Raw genomic sequence first — 18,782 nt, 5'->3', positions numbered from 1 at the left:
AGGCTCAGGCTGATTTTATCCTGCTCTCGCTTCTGCGTGCCTCTCGCTCGCAAGTGCCTTCAGCGCTCGTAGTACCGCAGCTGTGAGATCACGCGGGGCAAACGGCTTGAGCAGAAGCTCGCTCTCGACGACCTCGCCACCTTCCAGCCTTTCGCTGTATCCCGTCATCAGGATAACGACCAAATCAGGCGAAGCAGCCTTGGCAAACCTTGCCAAGCTGATCCCGTCCATTTCGCCGGGCATGACAATATCCGACAGCAGGACGTCGAAGTCTGCTTTGCGAAGGATCGACATTGCCTCCGTCGCGGAGTGTGCTTGCTTTACAATGCAGCCCTGTTCCTCAAGGGCATTGGCAGCCAAGACCGAGATGTCGGGATTGTCATCCACAACGAGGACGTTCAATCCTGAAGGTAGCGAAGGTAACTCCTCGCCCTCGGCAACCACGGCTTCCGGTTGCTCGTATGAACGCGGGAATAGCAGTGATACCGCAGTGCCTGTTCCGGGAGCCGTATCAAGCTTCAGCCTGCCTCCTGACTGATGAACAAAGCCATACACCTGTGCCAGCCCCAGACCGGTTCCCTTGCCCATCTCCTTGGTCGTGAAGAAGGGCTCGAACACCCGGGCTGCGATGTCCTGGCTCATACCCATGCCAGTATCGCTCACCGTGAGGCAAACCTCCTCTGAGGCCAAAAGATTTTGGCTCTGGATACGCAGCGCGCCGCCATTCGGCATGGCGTCTCGGGCATTCACGGCAAGGTTGATGAGAGCGACATGGAATTGATCTGCGTCGACCTTCACGGGCCACAGTTGCGGATCGAGGTCCAGTTCCACCGAGATGTCGTCGCGGAGGGAGTGGGTCAGCATCCCTCCGATCTCGACAACCAAGCGGTTGAGGTCCGTAACGGCAGGGGAAAGCGTCTGGCGGCGGCTGAAGGCGAGAAGCTGGTGCGTGAGCGCCTTGGCGCGGTCAACGGCAAAAACAGCATTATCGATGTAGCGCGCACGCCGCTCCTCACTAGCTCGGCGCAGCATGTCGAGGCTGCCCATGATGATGGTGAGAAGATTGTTGAAGTCGTGGGCGATGCCGCCGGTCAGGCGGCCCAGGGCCTCCAGGCGCTGCGTGTGATGAAGGCGTGCTGTGGCCGCTGCCTCGCGTCGCACAACCCAGACCGCTCCGATCATGGCGAGCGTCAGCACCAGAGCCAAGCCAAGCAAGGAGGCAATGATGGGCAATCGCACGGTCGCCAAGCGGCGATCCAGGTAAGCCTGATCGAAGGCCACCATCGTGAGAAACGGGTAACGGTCCGACGTAGTGAAATAGCCGACGCGTGCGACGTTATCGATGGCGCTGAGGTCGTCAAAGCGGCCGTTCCGTTCCCCGACGATCTTTCGGAACCGCGGCAACGCGGAAAGGTCCTGCGCATAGCTCGCCTCTGCCGCGCTGCGGACCCGCACGATGCCATCAAGGCCCGCCAGCGCGACCATTCCTTGTCCGCTGATGTTGAGGCCACCATAGAACGAGGTGAAGTCTCTCAGGTCATAGGAGGCCACCAGAATGGCCTGGAGATTGCCCTGATCATCGCGAACCGCTCGCGTGAACTGGATTGTCCAGAGATTCGAGATGCGTCCCAAAACAGGAGGGCTGATATAGAGGCCATCTACCCGGTTCTCGCGATGGACACGGATATGCATCCGGTCGGAGACGTCAACGCGCTCGGGCTCAGGGGTAAGATTGCTCACCAGCGCTCGTCCGTCCGGGCCGACAACCGCCAATTGGACAATTGCGCTTGGCAGGTTAAGGCTGCGAAGCCGCTCGAAAAGCTCACTTGGCGTCGCCTGCGGGGTGAACCCTGTTGCGAAGTTCTTCAGGAATCCGTCAACTGAGTCCGATGTGCGCTCAAAGTTAGCGAGCAGCAGGCGGGAAACCCGCTCCGCATTGGCGGCCGCCTCGTTGGCCATCTGGTGCTTGGTCTGGCGCAAGGTACCAAACCCCACCAGGCCGATGCCGATACAAAGTATCGCCCAAGCGACCACAATCAACAGAAGTGCTCGTTTCCCGCTCAGTATCTCCGCAATGCTGCGCAACTTGAAACGCCCCAGATGATATGAGTTCAGCCATATCCGTAAAACTTCGACAGGAATAGCAGGCTCTCTCTAGCCCGTGTGCTCACGTCATGAGCTGGAAGCGCGCAAACACCTTTTGGGCAGGTTGGCGCAAATTCCTATAGGGCAGCAGGGCTCCTCCTACAGAGGCAATGAGTGTTATAACATACAACTTGTGCCTGATCTCGAAGGCTTGGATTTCCAGTTAGCTTCCCTTACGAACCCAATCATATACATTGAGCCTCAGAACGCCTCCTGAAGCTATTTCGCAAGTAGGCTCTACCATGGCGAACTCTGCAAGCAATGAGGAGGAGCGCCTAAGGGTCCTTGTAGAGACCGGCTCCCTTTCAGCTGAGCCCACTCTAACACTCGATGAGATCTGCCAAGAGGCGAAACATCATTTCGACGTACCAATCGCCCTCGTCACCTTGGTCGACCGCCATACGCTCTGGGTGAAAGCAGCGCAAGGGCTGAGCGTTTCCGAACTGCCGCGGGATACAGCATTCTGTACTTACACAATCCTCAGCGACAGGGTATTCACGATCCCTGATATGCTGGTTGATGAGCGGTTCAGGCACAATCCTCTGGTGGTCGGGGAGCCTTATCTACGGTTCTATGCGGGAACCCCGCTCAGGTATCCTGAGGATATCCGTCTTGGCTCCTTGTGCATCTTGGACATGAAGCCCCGCACTTTCTCTCTGGAGACAGAGCTGAGCTTGAGGAAATGGCTGACCGTGTCGTTGCTGCCATAGCGGCCCAGGAATTGAAAGCCTTGGAAACCGCTGCAACTGGTCTACTCCGGTGAGGATTCCGGCAGGTGCACTGTTGACTTGTTGTTGAAACTGACTGGGCGGTAAACTCTTGGAAGGCACCCGATAGTTTCACCGCATGCTGTTAGATGAACCTACCGACCTTGCGAATTGTGTCTTGCTCTCGATCCCTTGCCGGACCGAATTTATTGCGGATCTGGAAATATCCCTTTCCACCACATCCCGGAATAATCCTTATGTATGTTCAGGGCCGGAACATAAGACGCTCCCTTGCTGGTTCATGCATAACCCAAGCATAATGAGTACTTAGGTTACAAGGCTTTTCAATCCCCACAAACCCAACCTAGCTTTTGCGCTGGAACCAAGTGGTGTGTCAAAGGTTGTTACGGGTCCTGTCCCCGCCGAATGATCCCTCATGACCATCCGCAAAACCCGCAACGTTTCGCTCACTCCTGAGCTGGAGTCCCTTATTGACAGCAAGGTCGCCTCAGGCCGCTACCGCAGCGCCAGCGAGGTGGTGAGAGCCGCCCTGCGGCTGTTGGATGAGCGCGAGCGTCAGGTTGAGCAGCCGCTCAGGCGTGGTGCCGCAGAGCGCGCACCATGCTGATGAACTTCCCGGCCAAGCAGCTGCCGGCCGTGCATGACTTCCTCCAGGGTGGTGGACAGATGGGCGCCCGCATGCGCGCGCACGACTGGTCCACATCGCCACTGGGGGAGCCGGCTCATTGGCCCCAGTCCCTGCGGAACTACGTCGAACTCATGCTCAATGCCAGGCAGGCGATGTTTGTCGCCTGGGGGCCTGAACTCGCTTTCCTCTACAATGACGACTATGCGCCGATCTTCGGTGTTAAGCATCCTGGCGCCCTTGGCCGTCCCTTTGCTGAGGTGTGGGCCGATATCTGGGGGCAGATCGGCCCCATCGTCGAGCAGACACTCTCCGGACAGGCAAGCTGGTTCGAGGACCTCCTCATCCCCATGGAGCGGCACGGCCGCAGAGAGGATGCCTGGTTCAGCTTCTCCTACACGCCCATCCGCGATGAGAGCGGCCAAGTCGCCGGCATGTTCTGCGCCGCTGTTGAGACGACGGGCAAGGTTCTTGCTGAACGCCGAGCCATGGCTGAGCGCGAGCGCCTGCAGCAACTGTTCCAGCAAGCGCCAAGCTTCATGGCGATGGTCCGAGGGCCCGACCACGTTTTTGAGCTCGTGAACTCATCCTACCAGCAACTGATCGGCCACCGCGAGGTGCTCGGAATGCCAGTGCGGGAGGCGCTGCCGGAGCTTGTGGAGCAAGGCTTCATCGAGTTGCTGGACGAAGTCTACCGGACTGGAAAGGCCTTTATTGCGAACGCAATCCCAATCTCCCTTCAGCAGGTGCCGAGTGGAGGGGACGAGCAGCGGTTCCTGAACTTTGTTTATCAGCCCATCACCGATGCTTCCGGCCAGGTCACCGGCATCTTTGGTGAGGGCTACGATGTCACCGAGCAGGTCAAAGCTGAACAGGCGCTGCGAGTAAGCGAGGAGTTCAACCGGCGTATCCTGGAGAGCTCCAGCGACTGCATCAAGGTGCTCGACACCAACGCCCAGCTCCAGTTCATGAGCACGGGTGGCATGGAGGTCATGGAGGTCGTCGACTTCGGCGCCATTCAGAGCTGCGATTGGCGCAGCTTCTGGTACGGTCCTGAGCACGCCAAGGCGCGTGAGGCTGTCGAGACCGCTCTTGCCGGCGGTATGGCCCGCTTCCAGGGACCGACGCCCACCTTCAGGGGCACGCTCAAATGGTGGGATGTAGCCGTTACTCCGATCACTGGGCCTGATGGCAAGGTCGAGAAGATCCTGTCGGTTTCCCGCGATATCAGCGACCTCAAGAAGGTCGAGGAGGCCCTGCGCAAGAGCGAGGCGCGGCACCGGGCAATCATCGAGGCGACGCCGGAATGCGTGAAGCTGGTGGCAGTCGATGGCAAGGTCCTGGAGATGAACCCGGCTGGCCTTGCCATGCTGGAGATTGACGATCCTGCCATGCTGAAGGGCGCCAGCGTGCTCGATGTCATTGCTCCTGAGTTCCGGCAGGAATGGCGAGCCAACCACGCGCGCGTCTGCAAGGGCGAGAGCGTGAACTGGGAGTTCGACATCATCAGCCTGAAGGGCACGCGTCGGCACATGGAGACGCATGCAGTCCCGCTGACGATGCCAGACGGCTCTGTGGCGCATCTGGCGGTGACCCGAGACATCAGTGCCCGCAAGCGCGGCGAAGAGCACCAGAAGCTGCTCATCAACGAACTGAACCACCGGGTGAAAAACACGTTGGCGAGCGTGCAGTCGATCACCGTGCAGACCCTGCGCACTGCCGCAACAGCGGACAGCGCCAAAGAGGCTCTCGAAGGCCGGCTGCTGGCCCTTTCCCGTGCGCACGACGTGCTGACGCGGGAGAACTGGGAGGGAGCGGGGCTTCGCGAGATCATCGGCCAGGCGGCTGAGCCCTACAGTTCAGGCCAGGACCGGCTGCACGTGGACGGACCTGAGGTCAGGCTCTCGCCTCGTATGGCTCTGGCGCTGGCAATGGCCTTGCAGGAGCTGGCCACTAACGCGGTGAAGTATGGCGCGCTGTCAAACCTGACGGGTCAAGTCCGGATCGCATGGAAGGTCGAGCAAAACGATGGCCAGTCCTGCCTGCATCTTGAGTGGGCGGAGAAGGGTGGGCCACCTGTTCAGGTGCCAAAGCGGCGTGGCTTCGGCACACGTCTGATCGAGCGCAGCCTTGCGCATGACCTCGGGGGCACGGCCCAGGTCAGCTTCGAGCCGGATGGTCTCCGCTGCACCGTCCATGCTCCCTTGACATAAGGCGACCTCGCTAAGGCAACAGGACGGAGCAGTCATCGGTGCTGTCGTGCTCAGGCTGGAATGAGGCCGTGCCGGAGCATGATCTCCCTGACCTGCGCCAAGTCGGGCTTGCCCGGAACGTTCACCGCCGCAGCAATCTCCTCAAAGTAGCGCCGCCCGATTGAGCCCGGTGTCAGGACCACCAGCGCCCGTGCGGCCTGCTCATGCAGGTTCTCGTGGTGGTGCACGCTCCCACGCGGGATGAAGATGACCTCACCGGAGTGCAACTCACGCCTGTCTCCGTCCAAGGTCATCGTCAGGGTTCCTTCCAACCCATAGACGACTTCGTCCACATCGCGGTGGAAGTGCGGCGCCGGCACCCGAGCTTGTGGCGGGACGGTGAACTCGAACATGACGAGGTCGCCCGAGCCTTGCGTTTCGTCGACCAGGAACCGCAGATCCAAGTCACCAATCCGGACGGTGTTGCTGCTAATGCCTTCCATCATGCGCTCCTCTGATGTAAAGTCGCTTTATGTCAGAAAACATAAAGCGACTTTACAATGAGCGCAAGTGCGTTTGAACACACCAATGCAGGAGCTGGCGAGGACAACGGCCCACCGTTCGTGGGGGCCTTGCTGCGCCAATGCTGGCGGCGCGTGCGCGACCGGATCCAGGACGCTGTTCGGGCGGCGGGTTTTGACGATCTGCAGGAGGCGCACCTTGCCGTATTCACTTACCCCCTCCCTGATGGGGTCAGGCCTGCGGACCTAGCGAGGCGGATGGGGATGTCACCGCAGGCCACCAACTACCTCATCGCTCAAGTTGAGGCGCTCGGGTATCTCGAAAGACGCGCCGCAAAGGATAGTGACCGGCGCCTGGTCTATCTGACTGAGCGCGGCTGGCAGGTGGGCGAGACGATCTTCGCCTGCCTGCGTGAGCTACAGGCAGAATGGGCGGCTGAGGTGGGGCAGAAAAGGTTTGCCGAGTTTATGGACGTCCTGCGACGCCTAGCAGCGGAGGAGCCGGCGGGCTCTCGCGAACATGTCGTAGAACAGTGATCTATGTTCTGAGGTGCCGCCGCTCGCACCGCTCGGTGGCATGCGGGCCGGGGCTCCCCCTCAAATTGAATATTCGAGTGGAACGTCAGCGTTTGATAGCTGCCGTCGAAAACTCGCCTACGGCACCCTGGACATCTACGGATTACATTGGGGCACTGGCGTGGCCACACCATCAGGTGTGTTGGTGCTGTTGATTGGCGCTTCTCGGAAGTAAGGCTTGGATCCACTCGTCCTCCTAAGACACCCATGACTGACAACTTTGCCCTTGCTGCTACTGTGCTTCCATTGTCGCCTCCATTGAGGATACAGAGCACATACAGGATACCGGCTCTCAACGCTTAACAACAGAAGCTGCTTCACCTGCACTGTCGACGCTCCCTGGTTGCGGCGGCGGACGTGTGAACTTGCGGCGGTGTTGACAGGGGAGACAGGACGCTTACTTAAGCGGGCTGAACTGCAAAGCTCGCAGGCATGACCTTGGCGAGCGGCCTACCTATCGGTCTTTGGATTGCACGGAGTGCCCATGTCTGCCGTTCTCAAGCGTAACAATGTCAAGGTTCTCGGGCAGGGTCGGCAGCCCATGATCTTCGCCCACGGCTATGGCTGTGATCAGAACATGTGGCGCTTCATCACCCCGGCCTTCGAGGACCGCTATAAGATCGTCCTCTTCGACCATGTCGGGCACGGGCAGTCGGATGCCTCCGCCTTCGACCGGACGAAGTACGGCTCGCTCAACGGCTACGCAGAGGACGTGCTGGCGATCTGCCGGGAGTTGGACCTGAAGGACGTGATCTTCGTTGGCCACTCCGTCAGCGCCATGATCGGGGTTCTCGCCGCCATCAGGGAGCCGGAGCGGTTCGACCGTCTCGTGCTGATCGGCCCCTCGCCGCGCTACATCAACGACGGCGACTATGTCGGCGGGTTCAAGCAGGAGGACATCGAGGGCCTGCTCGACTTCCTCGACAGCAATCATCTCGGCTGGTCCAGCACCATGGCTCCAGTCATCATGGGCAATTCGGACCGCCCGGAACTCGGCGAGGAACTCACCAACAGCTTCTGCCGCACCAACCCGGAGATCGCCAAGCACTTCGCCCGGGTGACCTTCCTCTCCGACAACCGGGCCGATCTGGTCAACGTGAGGACAAGGGCCCTCATCCTTCAGTGCTCGCAGGATGCCATCGCCCCCGAGGCAGTCGGGCGCTACATGCACCAGACCATTGCGGGCAGCGAGTTCGTTCAGCTCAGCGCGACGGGACACTGCCCGAACCTGAGTGCGCCCGAGGAGACGATAGCCGCCATGAAGGCCTTTCTGCGCGATCCGGCTCCGGCCAAGGCTGTCACCTAGTGAAGATGGACCCCGGGTCGCTGGTCGAATCCGCCGAAGAACTCTACGAGAGCGCCCCCTGCGGCTACCTCTCGACCCTGCCGGACGGCACTATCATCAGGGCCAACCAGACCTTCCTCACCTGGATCGGCATGGACCGGCAGGACCTCGTCGGCCACAGGTGCTTCCAGGATCTTCTGAGCGTCGGCGCCAGGATCTTCTACGACACGCACCTGACGCCGCTCCTGCAGATGCAGGGCTTCGTGAACGAGATTGCGTTCGACCTGACCTGCGCCGATGGGCGTTCCCTGCCTGTTCTGGCCAACACGGTCCAGAAGCGGGATGCGAATGGCCGCCCGATGGTTCATCGCATCACCCTCTTCAACGCCACCGACCGCCGCAAGTACGAGCGGGAACTGCTGCTAGCACGTCAGAAGGCCGAGCAGGCCACCGAGGAGCTCAAGCGCCTGAACGAGACCCTTGAGGAGCGGGTGGCCCAGGAAGTCGCCGAGCGCCTGAAGGCCGAGGAGGCTCTGCGACAGGCGCAGAAGATGGAGGCTATCGGTCAGCTCACCGGCGGCATCGCCCACGACTTCAACAATCTGCTGACGATCATCGTCGGCAACATCGAGCTCCTCCAGCGTCGTCTTCCCGAAGGAGCTGACCGGCTCCAGCGAGCCGCCGATCACGCTATGGAGGCGACCCGGCGCGCGGCTACTCTGACCCAGCGCCTCCTGGCCTTCTCGCGGCGTCAGCCGCTCGATCCCAAGCCCATCGACGCCAACAAGCTGGTGGCCGGCATGTCCGACCTCCTGCGGCGGACGCTCGGCGAGGTGGTTGTGCTGGAGACGGTGCTCGCCGGCGGCCTCTGGCGCTCTCAGGCAGATCCGAACCAGCTGGAAAACGCCATCCTCAACCTGGCGGTGAACGCCCGCGATGCCATGCCGGATGGCGGCAAGCTCACCATCGAGACCGCCAACGCCCGTCTGGACGAGGCTTATGTGGCGGCTTTGGCCGAGCCTGTCCCGGCCGGGCAGTATGTGCTCGTGGCCGTCTCCGACACCGGCACCGGAATGGACAAGGCCACGATGGAGAAGGTGTTCGAGCCGTTCTTCACCACCAAGGAAGTGGGCAAGGGAACCGGACTCGGCCTGAGCCAGGTCTATGGCTTCGTCCGGCAGTCCAACGGCCATGTGAGAATCTACAGCGAGCTGGGCGAAGGCACGACGATCAAGATCTACCTGCCCCGGCTGATCGGCTCCGACGAGGAGCCCGCCGAGGTGCCGGCGAAGAGCCCCGCCATGGTGAGAGGCGACAGCGAGACCATTCTGGTTGTGGAAGATGAGCCCGATCTGCGGGCGTATGCCATCGAGGCCCTGTGCGATCTGGGTTACCGGGTTCTTGAGGCGGCCGATGGTCGAGAAGCTCTGGAAATCGTCCGAAAGCATCCTGAGATCGAGTTGCTCTTCACGGATGTGGTTCTGAGGGGCGGAATGAACGGGCGTGTCATTGCGGACGAAGTCGCGCGGATCAGGCCAGGGCTCCCGGTTCTGTTCACGACAGGCTACACCTCGAACGCCATCGTCCACCATGGTCGCCTGGACCCTGGAATGCATCTGATCGGGAAGCCCTTCACCTATGCCGAGCTGGCCGCCAAGATAAGACGCATGCTCGATGGCAAGTGATATGTTGCCGTCTACTAAGGTGCAGGTCCTATACGGGGGTGAACGAGTTTCACCTTCTACACCGCCCCACATTGTGTCTAGTGTAGGGTGAAGTCAATCCACCTTGAGGGACGGGCGACCGCCCTCGGAAGTAGTGTGGTGAAGGTTCTGCAAATCGCCTGAGCGGGGCGGTCATGGCAGGATGGTGATGTCCAAGTCACCCTCCGAGAGGAGCCCCACCATGACCAATGCGAAGGATAAACCTGCTGCCGCTGCCATCAAGGAGCTTCTGAGCCAGAGCCCGGACGGGCTGCGCGAGATCGTGCGCGCCGTCATGCAGGAGATGCTCGAAGCCGAGATGACCGACGCCCTCCAGGCTGAGAAGGGCGAGCGCACCGCAGCCCGCCTCGGCTACCGCTCGGGCTGTTATACCCGCACCCTCGTGACCCGCGTCGGCAAGCTCGAGCTGCGCGTGCCGCAGGACCGGGACGGGCGCTTCTCCACCGAGCTGTTCGAGCGTGACCAACGCTCCGAGCAGGCGCTCGTCGCCACCCTGGCCGAGATGTACGTCCAGGGCGTCTCCACCCGCAAGGTCAAGGCCATCACCGAGGAGCTGTGCGGCCACAGCTTCTCGGCCTCGGCGATCTCGGCCATCAACAAGCGCCTCGACGACAGCCTGGCTCAGTTCGCCTGCCGAAGGCTCGAGGAGCCGTTTCCGTACCTGATCCTAGACGCCCGCTACGAGAAGGTGCGCGAGGGCGGCATCGTCAGCTCGCAAGCCGTGCTGATTGCAGTGGGCATCGACTGGCACCCATTTAACTTGGATTGGCTGCCAAACTGCGCCGGGGACTCTTCTTAGTGGGCAGCACACCATCAAGCCAATCGGATACCCGACGGTTCAGGAGTGACCGGTTTCCCATCTCGCAGTGTTCGCCAGCACCTTCGGACGTGGAGAAGCGTACCAGCTCTTTAGGGCAGCGAAGCTGATCAAAGAACGCTTCGGCGCCTCTCGCTAAGGGGTCATCCTCGGCGAGCGTCATCAGGGTCGGGCACGAGATCGCATCGGCACGCCCGTCCATCGTGAACTGCTCTGCCGAACGCAAGTAGTCGCGCAGGTTGTCGACGCCGTGGACCCAAAAGCCACGCTGGACGATCTTCCATCTGAAGCTGGGATTGTCCGACGCGACCTGCATCATCCGGTCCAGGACAGACTGGTCAAGCTCCCCGAGATGAGTTGCTGCTTGCGGCGTTGCGCCGAGCTTGATTGCAAAATCACGGAATGGTGCGGCAATGCTCCACTGGCCCGGATCGGCAATGCAGGCGGCGAGGCGATGCTCACCGGATGCAGCGCGCGGTGCAAGATGGCCGCCGAGACTCCAGCCGCTCAGTACAATGCACCTGGAGTCAACCGAGGGGAGGTTGAGGGCATAATCAACAACTGCCCCGACGACGACTTCCCAGTCGGGCCGCAGGTGAATGCTCTGCTCATAAAGCATTTCGCCTTGGCCCGGACCGTCGAAAATCAGAGAGTGATAGCCCCGGCGGTTCGCCGCCACAGCAGAGGCAAAGTACATGTCCGTGACGGTTGCATCGTACCCATTGGTCAGGATGATGAGAGGGCGGACCGCGTTCTCGTGCCCGGCAGCAGGAATGAAGTAGGCGGGCATCGACGTGCTCTCAAAGGGGATCCGCATCGGCTCGACAGGGGAATTGAAAAGCGCGAGCCCCTTGTTGAAGGCATCAATCTGCTTCCGGAACGCGGTTAGAAGCCGAGGGTCGACCGGCGCCCCATAAAGGGGGTGGTAGGAGGCTGCGTAGAACGCGCTGGCGCGCAGGAACAAATCTCGGGCACTGCTACGCAACCTGCGGCTCTTCGCCTCCTCAGCCTCCGTCGCAAGCCGGTCACCTGCGGCCATCCAGGCCTCATGAAAGACCGTGTCACCGCCGTCTCCGACGGCGCGCCCGACTGCAAGGACCTCCCCGAAATCCGCGCCGCCATAGGGAATGTATGCAATAGGCCACGTTCCAAACTCATCGTGGAGATCGTTCTTGAATGCCAGTCCCATGATGATCCTCCGCATCTGCCATAGTGATCAGACGACAGAACTCCACGGAACTGCTCAGTGTGATGATCTCCGGCTCTTTCGTATCAAGCGGCATGGCACGCCTATGTGGTTCCGTTCCCCGGCTTCTGGGACACTTCAGAAGCCGGCAGAATAGCTCCTGAGGTGGGGATCACTGGATATCCCTAAGGGCAGGCGATCCTCCGAGCCTGACCTTGCCCGAGCATAATCTCGGGGCCGCGGTAACTGCGCCGAACGCACAGCCGCCTGCCGGAGTATCGTCGCCACCGCAGTCCTGAAGCGAAGCTGTAGCCGGTGTGGTGATCGCCAGCAGACCGAAGAGGCCGCTAGGAGCAGCCTTTGGCAGAGGCTTGGACCCGGCAAAGGGCGATCAGGAGGAAAAGATCATGGTGATGTGGGAGGCTTAACGGCTTCGTAGATTGCCATCACCGCATCGTGGAGCCGGTCCATTCCGTCGGCAGGTTGCGAGTTGGTCTGCACCGTGATCAGGAGATCGTCCTCCGCAAACCAAACGTAGAGAGTGCGGTAGCCAAGCGTCTCGCCCTCGTAGAACCAGTTTCCGCCCGGCGGCCCGAGTATCGCGCGAGCCAAGCCCAGAGAAAAACCGCGAGGGTCCTCGGCCGTTAACCCGAGGAGAGGTTCTCCGGTCCGGGTCGAGATCATCCGCTGCCACTCGCCCTGTTGCTTTGCTGGCACCACCCGGCCCGCGAACACTGCCCGCATCCAGCGGGTGACGTCGCGTGCGTTCGAGATTGCGCCGCCAGCGGCCTGGGTCCACGATGAGCTCATTGCCCGCACGTCGCGGCCCACCAGCGGGAGGTTCCAGGATGCCGTACAATCCTTAGGCTGATAGTCGGTGCAGGCCGGGTTCTCGAAATAGCCATGCGCCAGCCGCCGGACCACGGCCTCAGGATAGGTGCCACTCTCGTAGAAGGTCGAGTGGAGCCCGAACGGCTCGATCACAAGCTCATGAACCAGATCCTGGAATGTCCTGCCGCTCGCCTTTTCGGCGATCATGCTGGCCAGGATGTAATTAGTGTTGGAGTAGTGGTAGCCGGTCGTTGTGGGGAGTTTGTTGCTGCTGGTGGGATACGCGATCCTCACAAGCTCGTCCGCGCTGAGGACGCGTTGGGGGTGCTCTACCCACAGGCGCGACATCGCCTCGGTCTCGGAATAGTTTGGAATCCCGCTGGTCATGTTGAGTAGGCGCCGGATGCTGACATCCTGCCAAGCAGGATACTCCGGCAGCCATCTGCCCAGCGTGTCGTCGAGCGACAGCTTGCCGGCGGCCTCGAGCCTGAGGATCACGGCGGCCGTGAACGATTTCGACGTGCTGCCCATCTGGAACAGGGTGTCCTGGCTCACGGGTCTGTCGGAGGGCGACCGGCCTGTGGTGCCAGCGAACGCCTCAATGGCCGGCCCAGGATCTCCGAGGCTGACATAGGCGGCGATGCCGGTGACCTTCTCCAGTGGGGCTCTCTCCGCCAACCAAGTTTCGAGTGCCGCTTGCACCTTCTCGGGTCCGCTTGGCTCGGCACCTGCACCGAAGGCATCCAACGACATGATGATGCCGATACACGCGGACAGAAGGACTCTTGCCTGAGCCATGGTCGCCTCCCTGGTGCCCCAGGGTCGGCTGCCATTACAGCAGATCTATGGCCAGCCAGCAACGCACACCCGGCGCATTTGCGCCACGAAACGATGAGGTGAGCCCGTATCAGGCCCGTTCACTTTGGAGCCTGGAGCTTTTCAATTTTAGGCTCCCGCTCAACTCCGGCCACAGGCAGGCCCGGGGCAATATTGACGAAGGATCGCGTTTGGCACTCCTGAGACGTCAGCGCTTGTTCCGCTTCAGCGATTGAGAGCTGACGTTCGCTCCGCGGCCGGAAGGTGGAAGATTGACCCCAGGCAGACTTTCCCCAATGGGAAAGCCGGCCTGCGCCATCCTTCGGTGCAAAGCACTCCACAGGCCGGGATCGAAACAGTTGGAAGTTCAAGCGCATGAGGCGGGGCAATGAGGTTGCTATGCATTCGACAACGTATCGCCCCTTTCATTCGTGCTGATCAGGCCGCCTGTGACGCGTCGGTCCTCGTGACCAGATCTCTCAGCCCGCGTTCTTCATTGTTCATCTCCGGCGAGCGGATCGCCCCGAAGCAGGCTGCCGCAGCAGCCGTCAGTGCTGGGGCGTCCTCAAGGCTGTCCGGCCCGTGCAGGCGGAAAGACACCGGCGAGAGCGGTCCGAAGAGCAGTGCCCGCTCCAGATCCGGCCAGCGGCCGAGGTCCGGCTCCACGCCGGCATTGCGGGCAAAGATCAGCGCCAGCACCTGCATCGGAATGCTTTGAGGGCCTCCGCGTTGAGCGCGGCTCCGGGCCAGGCCGGCAGCCAAAGCTTCGCGGCCTAGTGCCGGGATGACACCTGCCCAGGTGTAGGCGATCCAGCGCCCCTGGAGTTCGAGCACCGGAAAGAGCGGCCCGACCTGATCGTACAGGCCCACAAAGGCAAGCCCTTCGAGTTCCGGGTGGAAGGTATGGTCGCACAGATCGATATGGGTCGGGTCAAGCCCGAGCGTTGCCGCCAATTCTGGTGCAAGGAAGGGCAACGACAGGCGATAGCCGGTGCCGAACACGATCGCGTCGAACTCGCCCTGGCTTCCATCGGCAAAGGCGACGGAGCGTCCATTGATCGCCTCAATCCAGGGACGGACCACGATGCGGCCCTCGGCCACAAGCGGGAGGAAGTTCTGCGACTGCGTAATTCCGGCGGCAAAGATGTTCTCGTCCGGCGTCATGGCGCCGAACTGATCGGGCGACCCGGCCACGCGCAGGACTGTCGCTTTCAGTCCGGCCGCGAGGTCGTCCGGCGGCAGGATCTCGCCTGCCAGTCCTGCCGCACGGGTGAACATGACATGATCCGTCGGAACCCCAGCCAATATCTTGGGAAGGACATAGCGCTGCCGGCGATAGCAGACGGTCACGCTGCGGGCGCCGGACAGGATTATGTCGGAGGCGATTTCAAGCGCACTGATCGAGCAGCCGGCGACCAACACGTCCTTGCCGCGGTAGGCTTGGGGCCCATCGTACTGGCTGGTGTGGGCCACCCCAAGCGCCCCGGTGAAGCCGTTGAGCCCCGGCACCGTAGGAACCTCGGGCGCGACATAGCGGCCGGATGCCACCACCACGCGGGCAAAGTGCTCGGTCCGGACCTTGCCGTCCCGGTGCGAGCGGAGGAGCCACCCACCACCTTCAGCTTTGTCAAGCCGCTCGACCCAAGTGCGGCAGCGGATACGCGGTACAAGCCCGAAGTGCTCGGCATAACGCTCCAGATAGGCATGCATGTCTTCCCGGCTGGGGTAGACGGGCGTGCCCTCCGGATGGTCGAGATCCGAAAAGCGCGTCATGACGCGGCTGGTGTTGGTGCGCATGCCGCGCCAGGTGCCGCTCAGGGGCGAGGCCGCGTTCCACTGGCCGCCTAGGCGGTCCGCCGCCTCGAACAGAATGGGATCGAAGCCATGGCTTGCCAGCCAACGCGCGGTCACCAGACCGGCGGGTCCAGCGCCGATGATGGCGACAGCATTGGGAGGCATTTTTTGGAAGGCGAGATCAGTCATCGTGAGCTCCTTTCATGAGAGCCCATGGAATAGGCCGATCCGCGATCCGCGTTTCCTAAATGCTTCCTAAGCGCCCGGTGCCGGTTTCCTAAAAGATCGCTAAGCCGCTATGCTCCACCAGTAGGGGACTTTGACGCGTGCTCATCAACCAAGACCTCGCAGCCTTCATGGCCAGCCCGGTGATGATCATTCTGGGCACCCGCGATGGTGCGCTCGTACCCGAGATCGCGCGCGCCGTTGGAGCCGTCGTCCGCAGAGAGGAAGGCTGTGTCGATCTGGCGGTCTCGGAGTGGCAGTGGTCAAAGACAGTGGCGAATGTGCGAGCCAATGGCCAGCTTGCCGTCACCTTTGCCCGGCCCTCGGACTATGTGTCCTACCAGGTGAAGGGGCACGCCACAGTGGCCTCGACCACAGCCGAACACGTCGCTCTGGCACGGCGCTATATCGAAAGCATGGCGTCAACTCTGGGTGAACTCGGTCTGGAGCGGCGGATCGTGGCGCCCTGGCTCGTTGAGCGGGATCTGGTCACCTTGCGCCTGTCGGTGCAGGAGATCTTCGTACAGACACCAGGCGCCAAGGCAGGCCAACTTATCGAGCAGTTCCCATGACGATCCGGCTTCGCGACCTCGCCGCGTGCTTCGAGGGCGTCATTCCCTCCATCATCGCCACCGCAGCACCCGATGGCATGCCGAACATCTCCTACCTGTCGCATGTCGTGCTGGTCGATGACGAGCGGGTGGCCTTGTCCAACCAGTTTTTTTCCAAGACGGCCACGAACGTGCGGGCCAATCCCGCCGCTGCCGTACTGATCGTCGACCCGCGCGACGGCGGGCAATACCGGCTGGACGTAATGTTCGAGCGGACCCTGGACAGCGGCGAACTCTTTGAGGAGATGGCCATCCAGCTCCGGGCGACCAGCACCCAGGTGGGCATGGGCGAGGTCATGCGGCTGCGTGGTGTCGACATCTATCGGGTGAGGGCGGTGCATGCTGTCCCTTCACCGGAGCCCCCACAGAAAATTTCCTCTCAAGAGCCGGGAACTCAGCTTATGGCCGCGGCTGCGGTCGCTCGCAGGGTTTCCGGGGCGAGTGATGTTGGCTCCATCATCGATGCAGTTCTGGATGGGCTGCGCGATAGGTTCAACTTCAGCAATGCCATGCTACTGCTGAAGGAGCCGGCTGGCGGCCGACTTATCACTGTTGGCAGTCGCGGGTACGAACGGAGTGGCATCGGCTCGGAGGTGCTGGTGGGCGAGGGCATCATCGGGACGGCCGCCTCGGAACGGCGTCCCGTGCGGGTCAGCGACATGAGCCGGATCCGGCGCTTCAGCTCTGCGGTTCATGCCTCGTCGGACGAGGAGAGCCGCACGCGAACCATTGCCCTGCCAGGGATGCCAGATGCCATGAGCCAAGTCGCTCTGCCGATGATAGCGCATGGCGTCTTGCGTGGTGTGTTGTTCCTGGAGAGTTCCCAGCGGCTTGCCTTCACCAGGGAGGACGAAGCGGCACTCGCGGTCGTCGCGCTGCAAGCGGCGGCAGCCCTCGCGCTTGCCGAGGCCGAAATCCTGGAAGGACCGTCGAGTGTCCCAGTCACCGCAGATCAGTCCGTCCTGACCGGGCGGGGCTTCCGCGTTGTACACTATGCATATGATGACAGCATCTTCATCGACAATGAGTACCTGATCAAAGGGGTGCCTGGGCGGCTCTTGATGCACCTGCTTCGTATTTATCAGCAGGAAGGGCGCACGGAATTCACCAACCGCGAGATCCGGCTCTCGGAGGAAGTGCGTTTGCCGGACATCAAGGACAATCTCGAAACGCGACTGCTCCTGCTTCGGCGTCGGCTTGAGGAAAAGGCTGCTCCTGTCCGGTTGCTACGGACGGGCCGCGGGAGGATTCGGTTGGAGATAGCCGGACCCGCTATACTAGAAGAAGCATCCGGCTGAACATAAGGGTGGTCGCAAACAGAGGCGGCGAAACCGGGACACTGCTCTTCCAATGAATGTCCGCTTTCGAGACATGCTGAATGTCGAGTTTTGGCGAAGGCGGACGTTTGATGAACGTCCGCCTTATGCGTTGGACTCGGCCTTTCATGTGAGCGGCCAGGCTGGTCAGGACTTCACTTGGGCGGGCTGGGGAGCATGCCAAGGCTCCCTAGCTTTCAATCAGATGGCGCTGGGGCTCTGTCGCAATTTTAGGCGATGGATAAAGAGATGCCAGAGTGATCTGTGGGCGCTTATGCGGCCAGATGCTCGAACTGCTCTGCGAGAGAGACGTGCGAATTCTGAGTGCACCTCATTTGTCCTTTGCGGATCATGTGCACCATCTCGATGCCGGCCAGGATCGCACGGGCACTGTCCATGGACTTGAAACCCAGCATAGGACGCACTCGCCGCTTGATGGCCCGATGGTCCTGCTCGATGCGATTGTTTAAGTAGGCACTTTGCCGGATCCGGATCGGCTTCAGCTGACGTCTCGATCTGTCCTGGAGACGGTCTGTGGTATCACAGGCCAGGATCGCCTCGCGATTGGTCTGGCTGCCGTCGATGACAATCCGCTCCGGTCGACCGTGTCGCTTTAAGGCCTTGCGCAGGAACCGCTTGGCGGCTGTGAGATTGCGCTTCTCGCTGAACCAGAACTCGACCGTATCGCCGTTGCTGTCGATGGCGCGGTAGAGATACAGCCAACGCCCGCGGACTTTGATGTACGTCTCGTCCATGTGCCACCGACGGGTGACCGCTCTCTTGCGCCGATTGAACTGCTCGAGCAGTTCGGGCGAATAGCGCACAATCCATCTGTGAATGGTCGCGTGATCGACCGAGATCCCGCGCTCGGCCATCATCTCCTCCAGGTTCCGGAGGCTCAGGCCGTAAGCGAGATACCACCGGACACACAGCAGGATTACCGAGCGGTCGAAATGGCGGCCTTTGAACATCATAAACCTCTGGGGCTGGTCGGAGGCATAGACCGAACTAGGTTACTGATGGGTTTGCGACATTTCCGCTGCCACTTTCATTTCCGGTTGCCCGAGCCTGATCGACGCCCCTGAGTCGCCTCGGAACGTCAGGAGTCCGTTTGCTGTGTCCCCACCGTATGTCCTATTCGTGGCCCGCTGGTGATCAGCGTCGTTCCACACAGTAATATCGTCATGCTTACAGCCGCGATCAAGGTCACCTTAGCCCAATCGGCTGACTCGACGGCCCCGTGCTCTACCGAAGTCCGTCAGATAAGAAACCGATGCTCCGGCAGTGATCCTCCCAAAGGTATGGTCCAGGCTTGCGCGTGCGATTGCCTGTGCGGCCTGGTCCGGTACCCTATCCGCAAGAGCCACCAAAGGACAAGGATCTGTCGCAA

The 18,782-nt window shown here is 61.3% G+C and carries 14 protein-coding genes and 1 pseudogene; 9 read left to right on the top strand and 6 right to left on the bottom strand.

Annotation, left to right across the window (positions count from 1 at the left end):
* Nucleotides 1-15: 15 nt before the first annotated feature.
* Nucleotides 16-2,034 (bottom strand): response regulator, encoded by a 2,019-nt coding sequence (locus tag ACFOYU_RS06645; protein ID WP_377032969.1) that lies wholly within the window; start codon nucleotides 2,032-2,034, stop codon nucleotides 16-18.
* 353 nt (nucleotides 2,035-2,387) lie between these two features.
* Here ACFOYU_RS06645 and ACFOYU_RS06640 point away from each other — a divergent pair, with 353 nt between their 5' ends.
* The 3 genes from ACFOYU_RS06640 to ACFOYU_RS06630 all read left to right on the top strand — a co-directional run bounded on the left by ACFOYU_RS06640 (nucleotide 2,388) and on the right by ACFOYU_RS06630 (nucleotide 5,711).
* Complete coding sequence (locus ACFOYU_RS06640; protein ID WP_377032959.1) at nucleotides 2,388-2,855, top strand: GAF domain-containing protein; 468 nt, start codon at nucleotides 2,388-2,390, stop codon at nucleotides 2,853-2,855.
* A gap of 433 nt (nucleotides 2,856-3,288) precedes the next feature.
* Nucleotides 3,289-3,480 carry a type II toxin-antitoxin system ParD family antitoxin gene (locus ACFOYU_RS06635; protein WP_377032958.1) on the top strand — a complete coding sequence of 64 codons (192 nt, stop codon included), beginning with the start codon at nucleotides 3,289-3,291 and terminating at the stop codon, nucleotides 3,478-3,480.
* Nucleotides 3,474-5,711 carry a PAS domain-containing protein gene (locus ACFOYU_RS06630; RefSeq protein ID WP_377032957.1) on the top strand — a complete coding sequence of 746 codons (2,238 nt, stop codon included), beginning with the start codon at nucleotides 3,474-3,476 and terminating at the stop codon, nucleotides 5,709-5,711. The genes ACFOYU_RS06635 and ACFOYU_RS06630 overlap by 7 nt, the downstream gene beginning before the upstream one ends.
* A gap of 50 nt (nucleotides 5,712-5,761) precedes the next feature.
* On the opposite strand, the gene ACFOYU_RS06625 is transcribed toward ACFOYU_RS06630, so the two are convergent.
* A complete protein-coding gene (locus ACFOYU_RS06625) occupies nucleotides 5,762-6,193 on the bottom strand; it encodes a cupin domain-containing protein (protein WP_377032968.1) in 432 nt (143 codons plus the stop codon).
* A gap of 57 nt (nucleotides 6,194-6,250) precedes the next feature.
* Here ACFOYU_RS06625 and ACFOYU_RS06620 point away from each other — a divergent pair, with 57 nt between their 5' ends.
* The 4 genes and pseudogenes from ACFOYU_RS06620 to ACFOYU_RS06605 all read left to right on the top strand — a co-directional run.
* Nucleotides 6,251-6,748 carry a MarR family winged helix-turn-helix transcriptional regulator gene (locus tag ACFOYU_RS06620; RefSeq protein WP_377032956.1) on the top strand — a complete coding sequence of 166 codons (498 nt, stop codon included), beginning with the start codon at nucleotides 6,251-6,253 and terminating at the stop codon, nucleotides 6,746-6,748.
* A 523-nt stretch (nucleotides 6,749-7,271) separates the two neighbouring features.
* A complete protein-coding gene (locus ACFOYU_RS06615) occupies nucleotides 7,272-8,093 on the top strand; it encodes an alpha/beta fold hydrolase (RefSeq protein WP_377032955.1) in 822 nt (273 codons plus the stop codon).
* Between the two features lie 5 nt (nucleotides 8,094-8,098).
* Nucleotides 8,099-9,757, top strand: coding sequence for an ATP-binding protein (locus ACFOYU_RS06610; RefSeq protein ID WP_377032967.1), 1,659 nt, complete (start codon nucleotides 8,099-8,101; stop codon nucleotides 9,755-9,757).
* Between the two features lie 220 nt (nucleotides 9,758-9,977).
* Nucleotides 9,978-10,544: pseudogene (locus ACFOYU_RS06605) on the top strand (transposase); the annotation flags it as partial.
* Between the two features lie 7 nt (nucleotides 10,545-10,551).
* Here the strand turns inward: ACFOYU_RS06605 and ACFOYU_RS06600 are convergent.
* From ACFOYU_RS06600 to ACFOYU_RS06590, 3 genes are all read right to left on the bottom strand, one after another.
* Entirely contained in the window at nucleotides 10,552-11,802 is a 1,251-nt protein-coding gene (locus ACFOYU_RS06600) for an alpha/beta hydrolase family protein (RefSeq protein ID WP_377032954.1), read from the bottom strand.
* A gap of 402 nt (nucleotides 11,803-12,204) precedes the next feature.
* Nucleotides 12,205-13,428, bottom strand: coding sequence for a serine hydrolase domain-containing protein (locus ACFOYU_RS06595; protein WP_377032953.1), 1,224 nt, complete (start codon nucleotides 13,426-13,428; stop codon nucleotides 12,205-12,207).
* Between the two features lie 456 nt (nucleotides 13,429-13,884).
* The gene (locus tag ACFOYU_RS06590; protein WP_377032952.1) at nucleotides 13,885-15,429 is read right to left on the bottom strand and encodes a flavin-containing monooxygenase; all 1,545 of its coding nucleotides are present in this window, start codon (nucleotides 15,427-15,429) and stop codon (nucleotides 13,885-13,887) included.
* Nucleotides 15,430-15,566: 137 nt separating this feature from the next.
* Here ACFOYU_RS06590 and ACFOYU_RS06585 point away from each other — a divergent pair, with 137 nt between their 5' ends.
* Nucleotides 15,567-16,037, top strand: a complete 471-nt coding sequence (locus ACFOYU_RS06585) for a hypothetical protein (protein ID WP_377032951.1) — start codon at nucleotides 15,567-15,569, stop codon at nucleotides 16,035-16,037.
* On the top strand, nucleotides 16,034-17,374 hold the full coding sequence (locus ACFOYU_RS06580) for a GAF domain-containing protein (protein WP_377032950.1): 1,341 nt from the start codon (nucleotides 16,034-16,036) through the stop codon (nucleotides 17,372-17,374). The genes ACFOYU_RS06585 and ACFOYU_RS06580 overlap by 4 nt, the downstream gene beginning before the upstream one ends.
* A gap of 290 nt (nucleotides 17,375-17,664) precedes the next feature.
* Here ACFOYU_RS06580 and ACFOYU_RS06575 read toward each other — a convergent pair whose 3' ends face one another.
* The gene (locus ACFOYU_RS06575) at nucleotides 17,665-18,363 is read right to left on the bottom strand and encodes an IS6 family transposase (protein WP_377032966.1); all 699 of its coding nucleotides are present in this window, start codon (nucleotides 18,361-18,363) and stop codon (nucleotides 17,665-17,667) included.
* Between the last annotated feature and the right edge of the window lie 419 nt (nucleotides 18,364-18,782).

Source organism: Microvirga sp. GCM10011540 (assembly GCF_042650665.1).
GTDB classification, from domain to species: Bacteria; Pseudomonadota; Alphaproteobacteria; order Rhizobiales; family Beijerinckiaceae; genus Microvirga; species Microvirga lenta.
The sequence above is the reverse complement of the archived record's forward strand: the minus strand, read 5'-3'. Positions and strand labels throughout refer to the sequence as shown.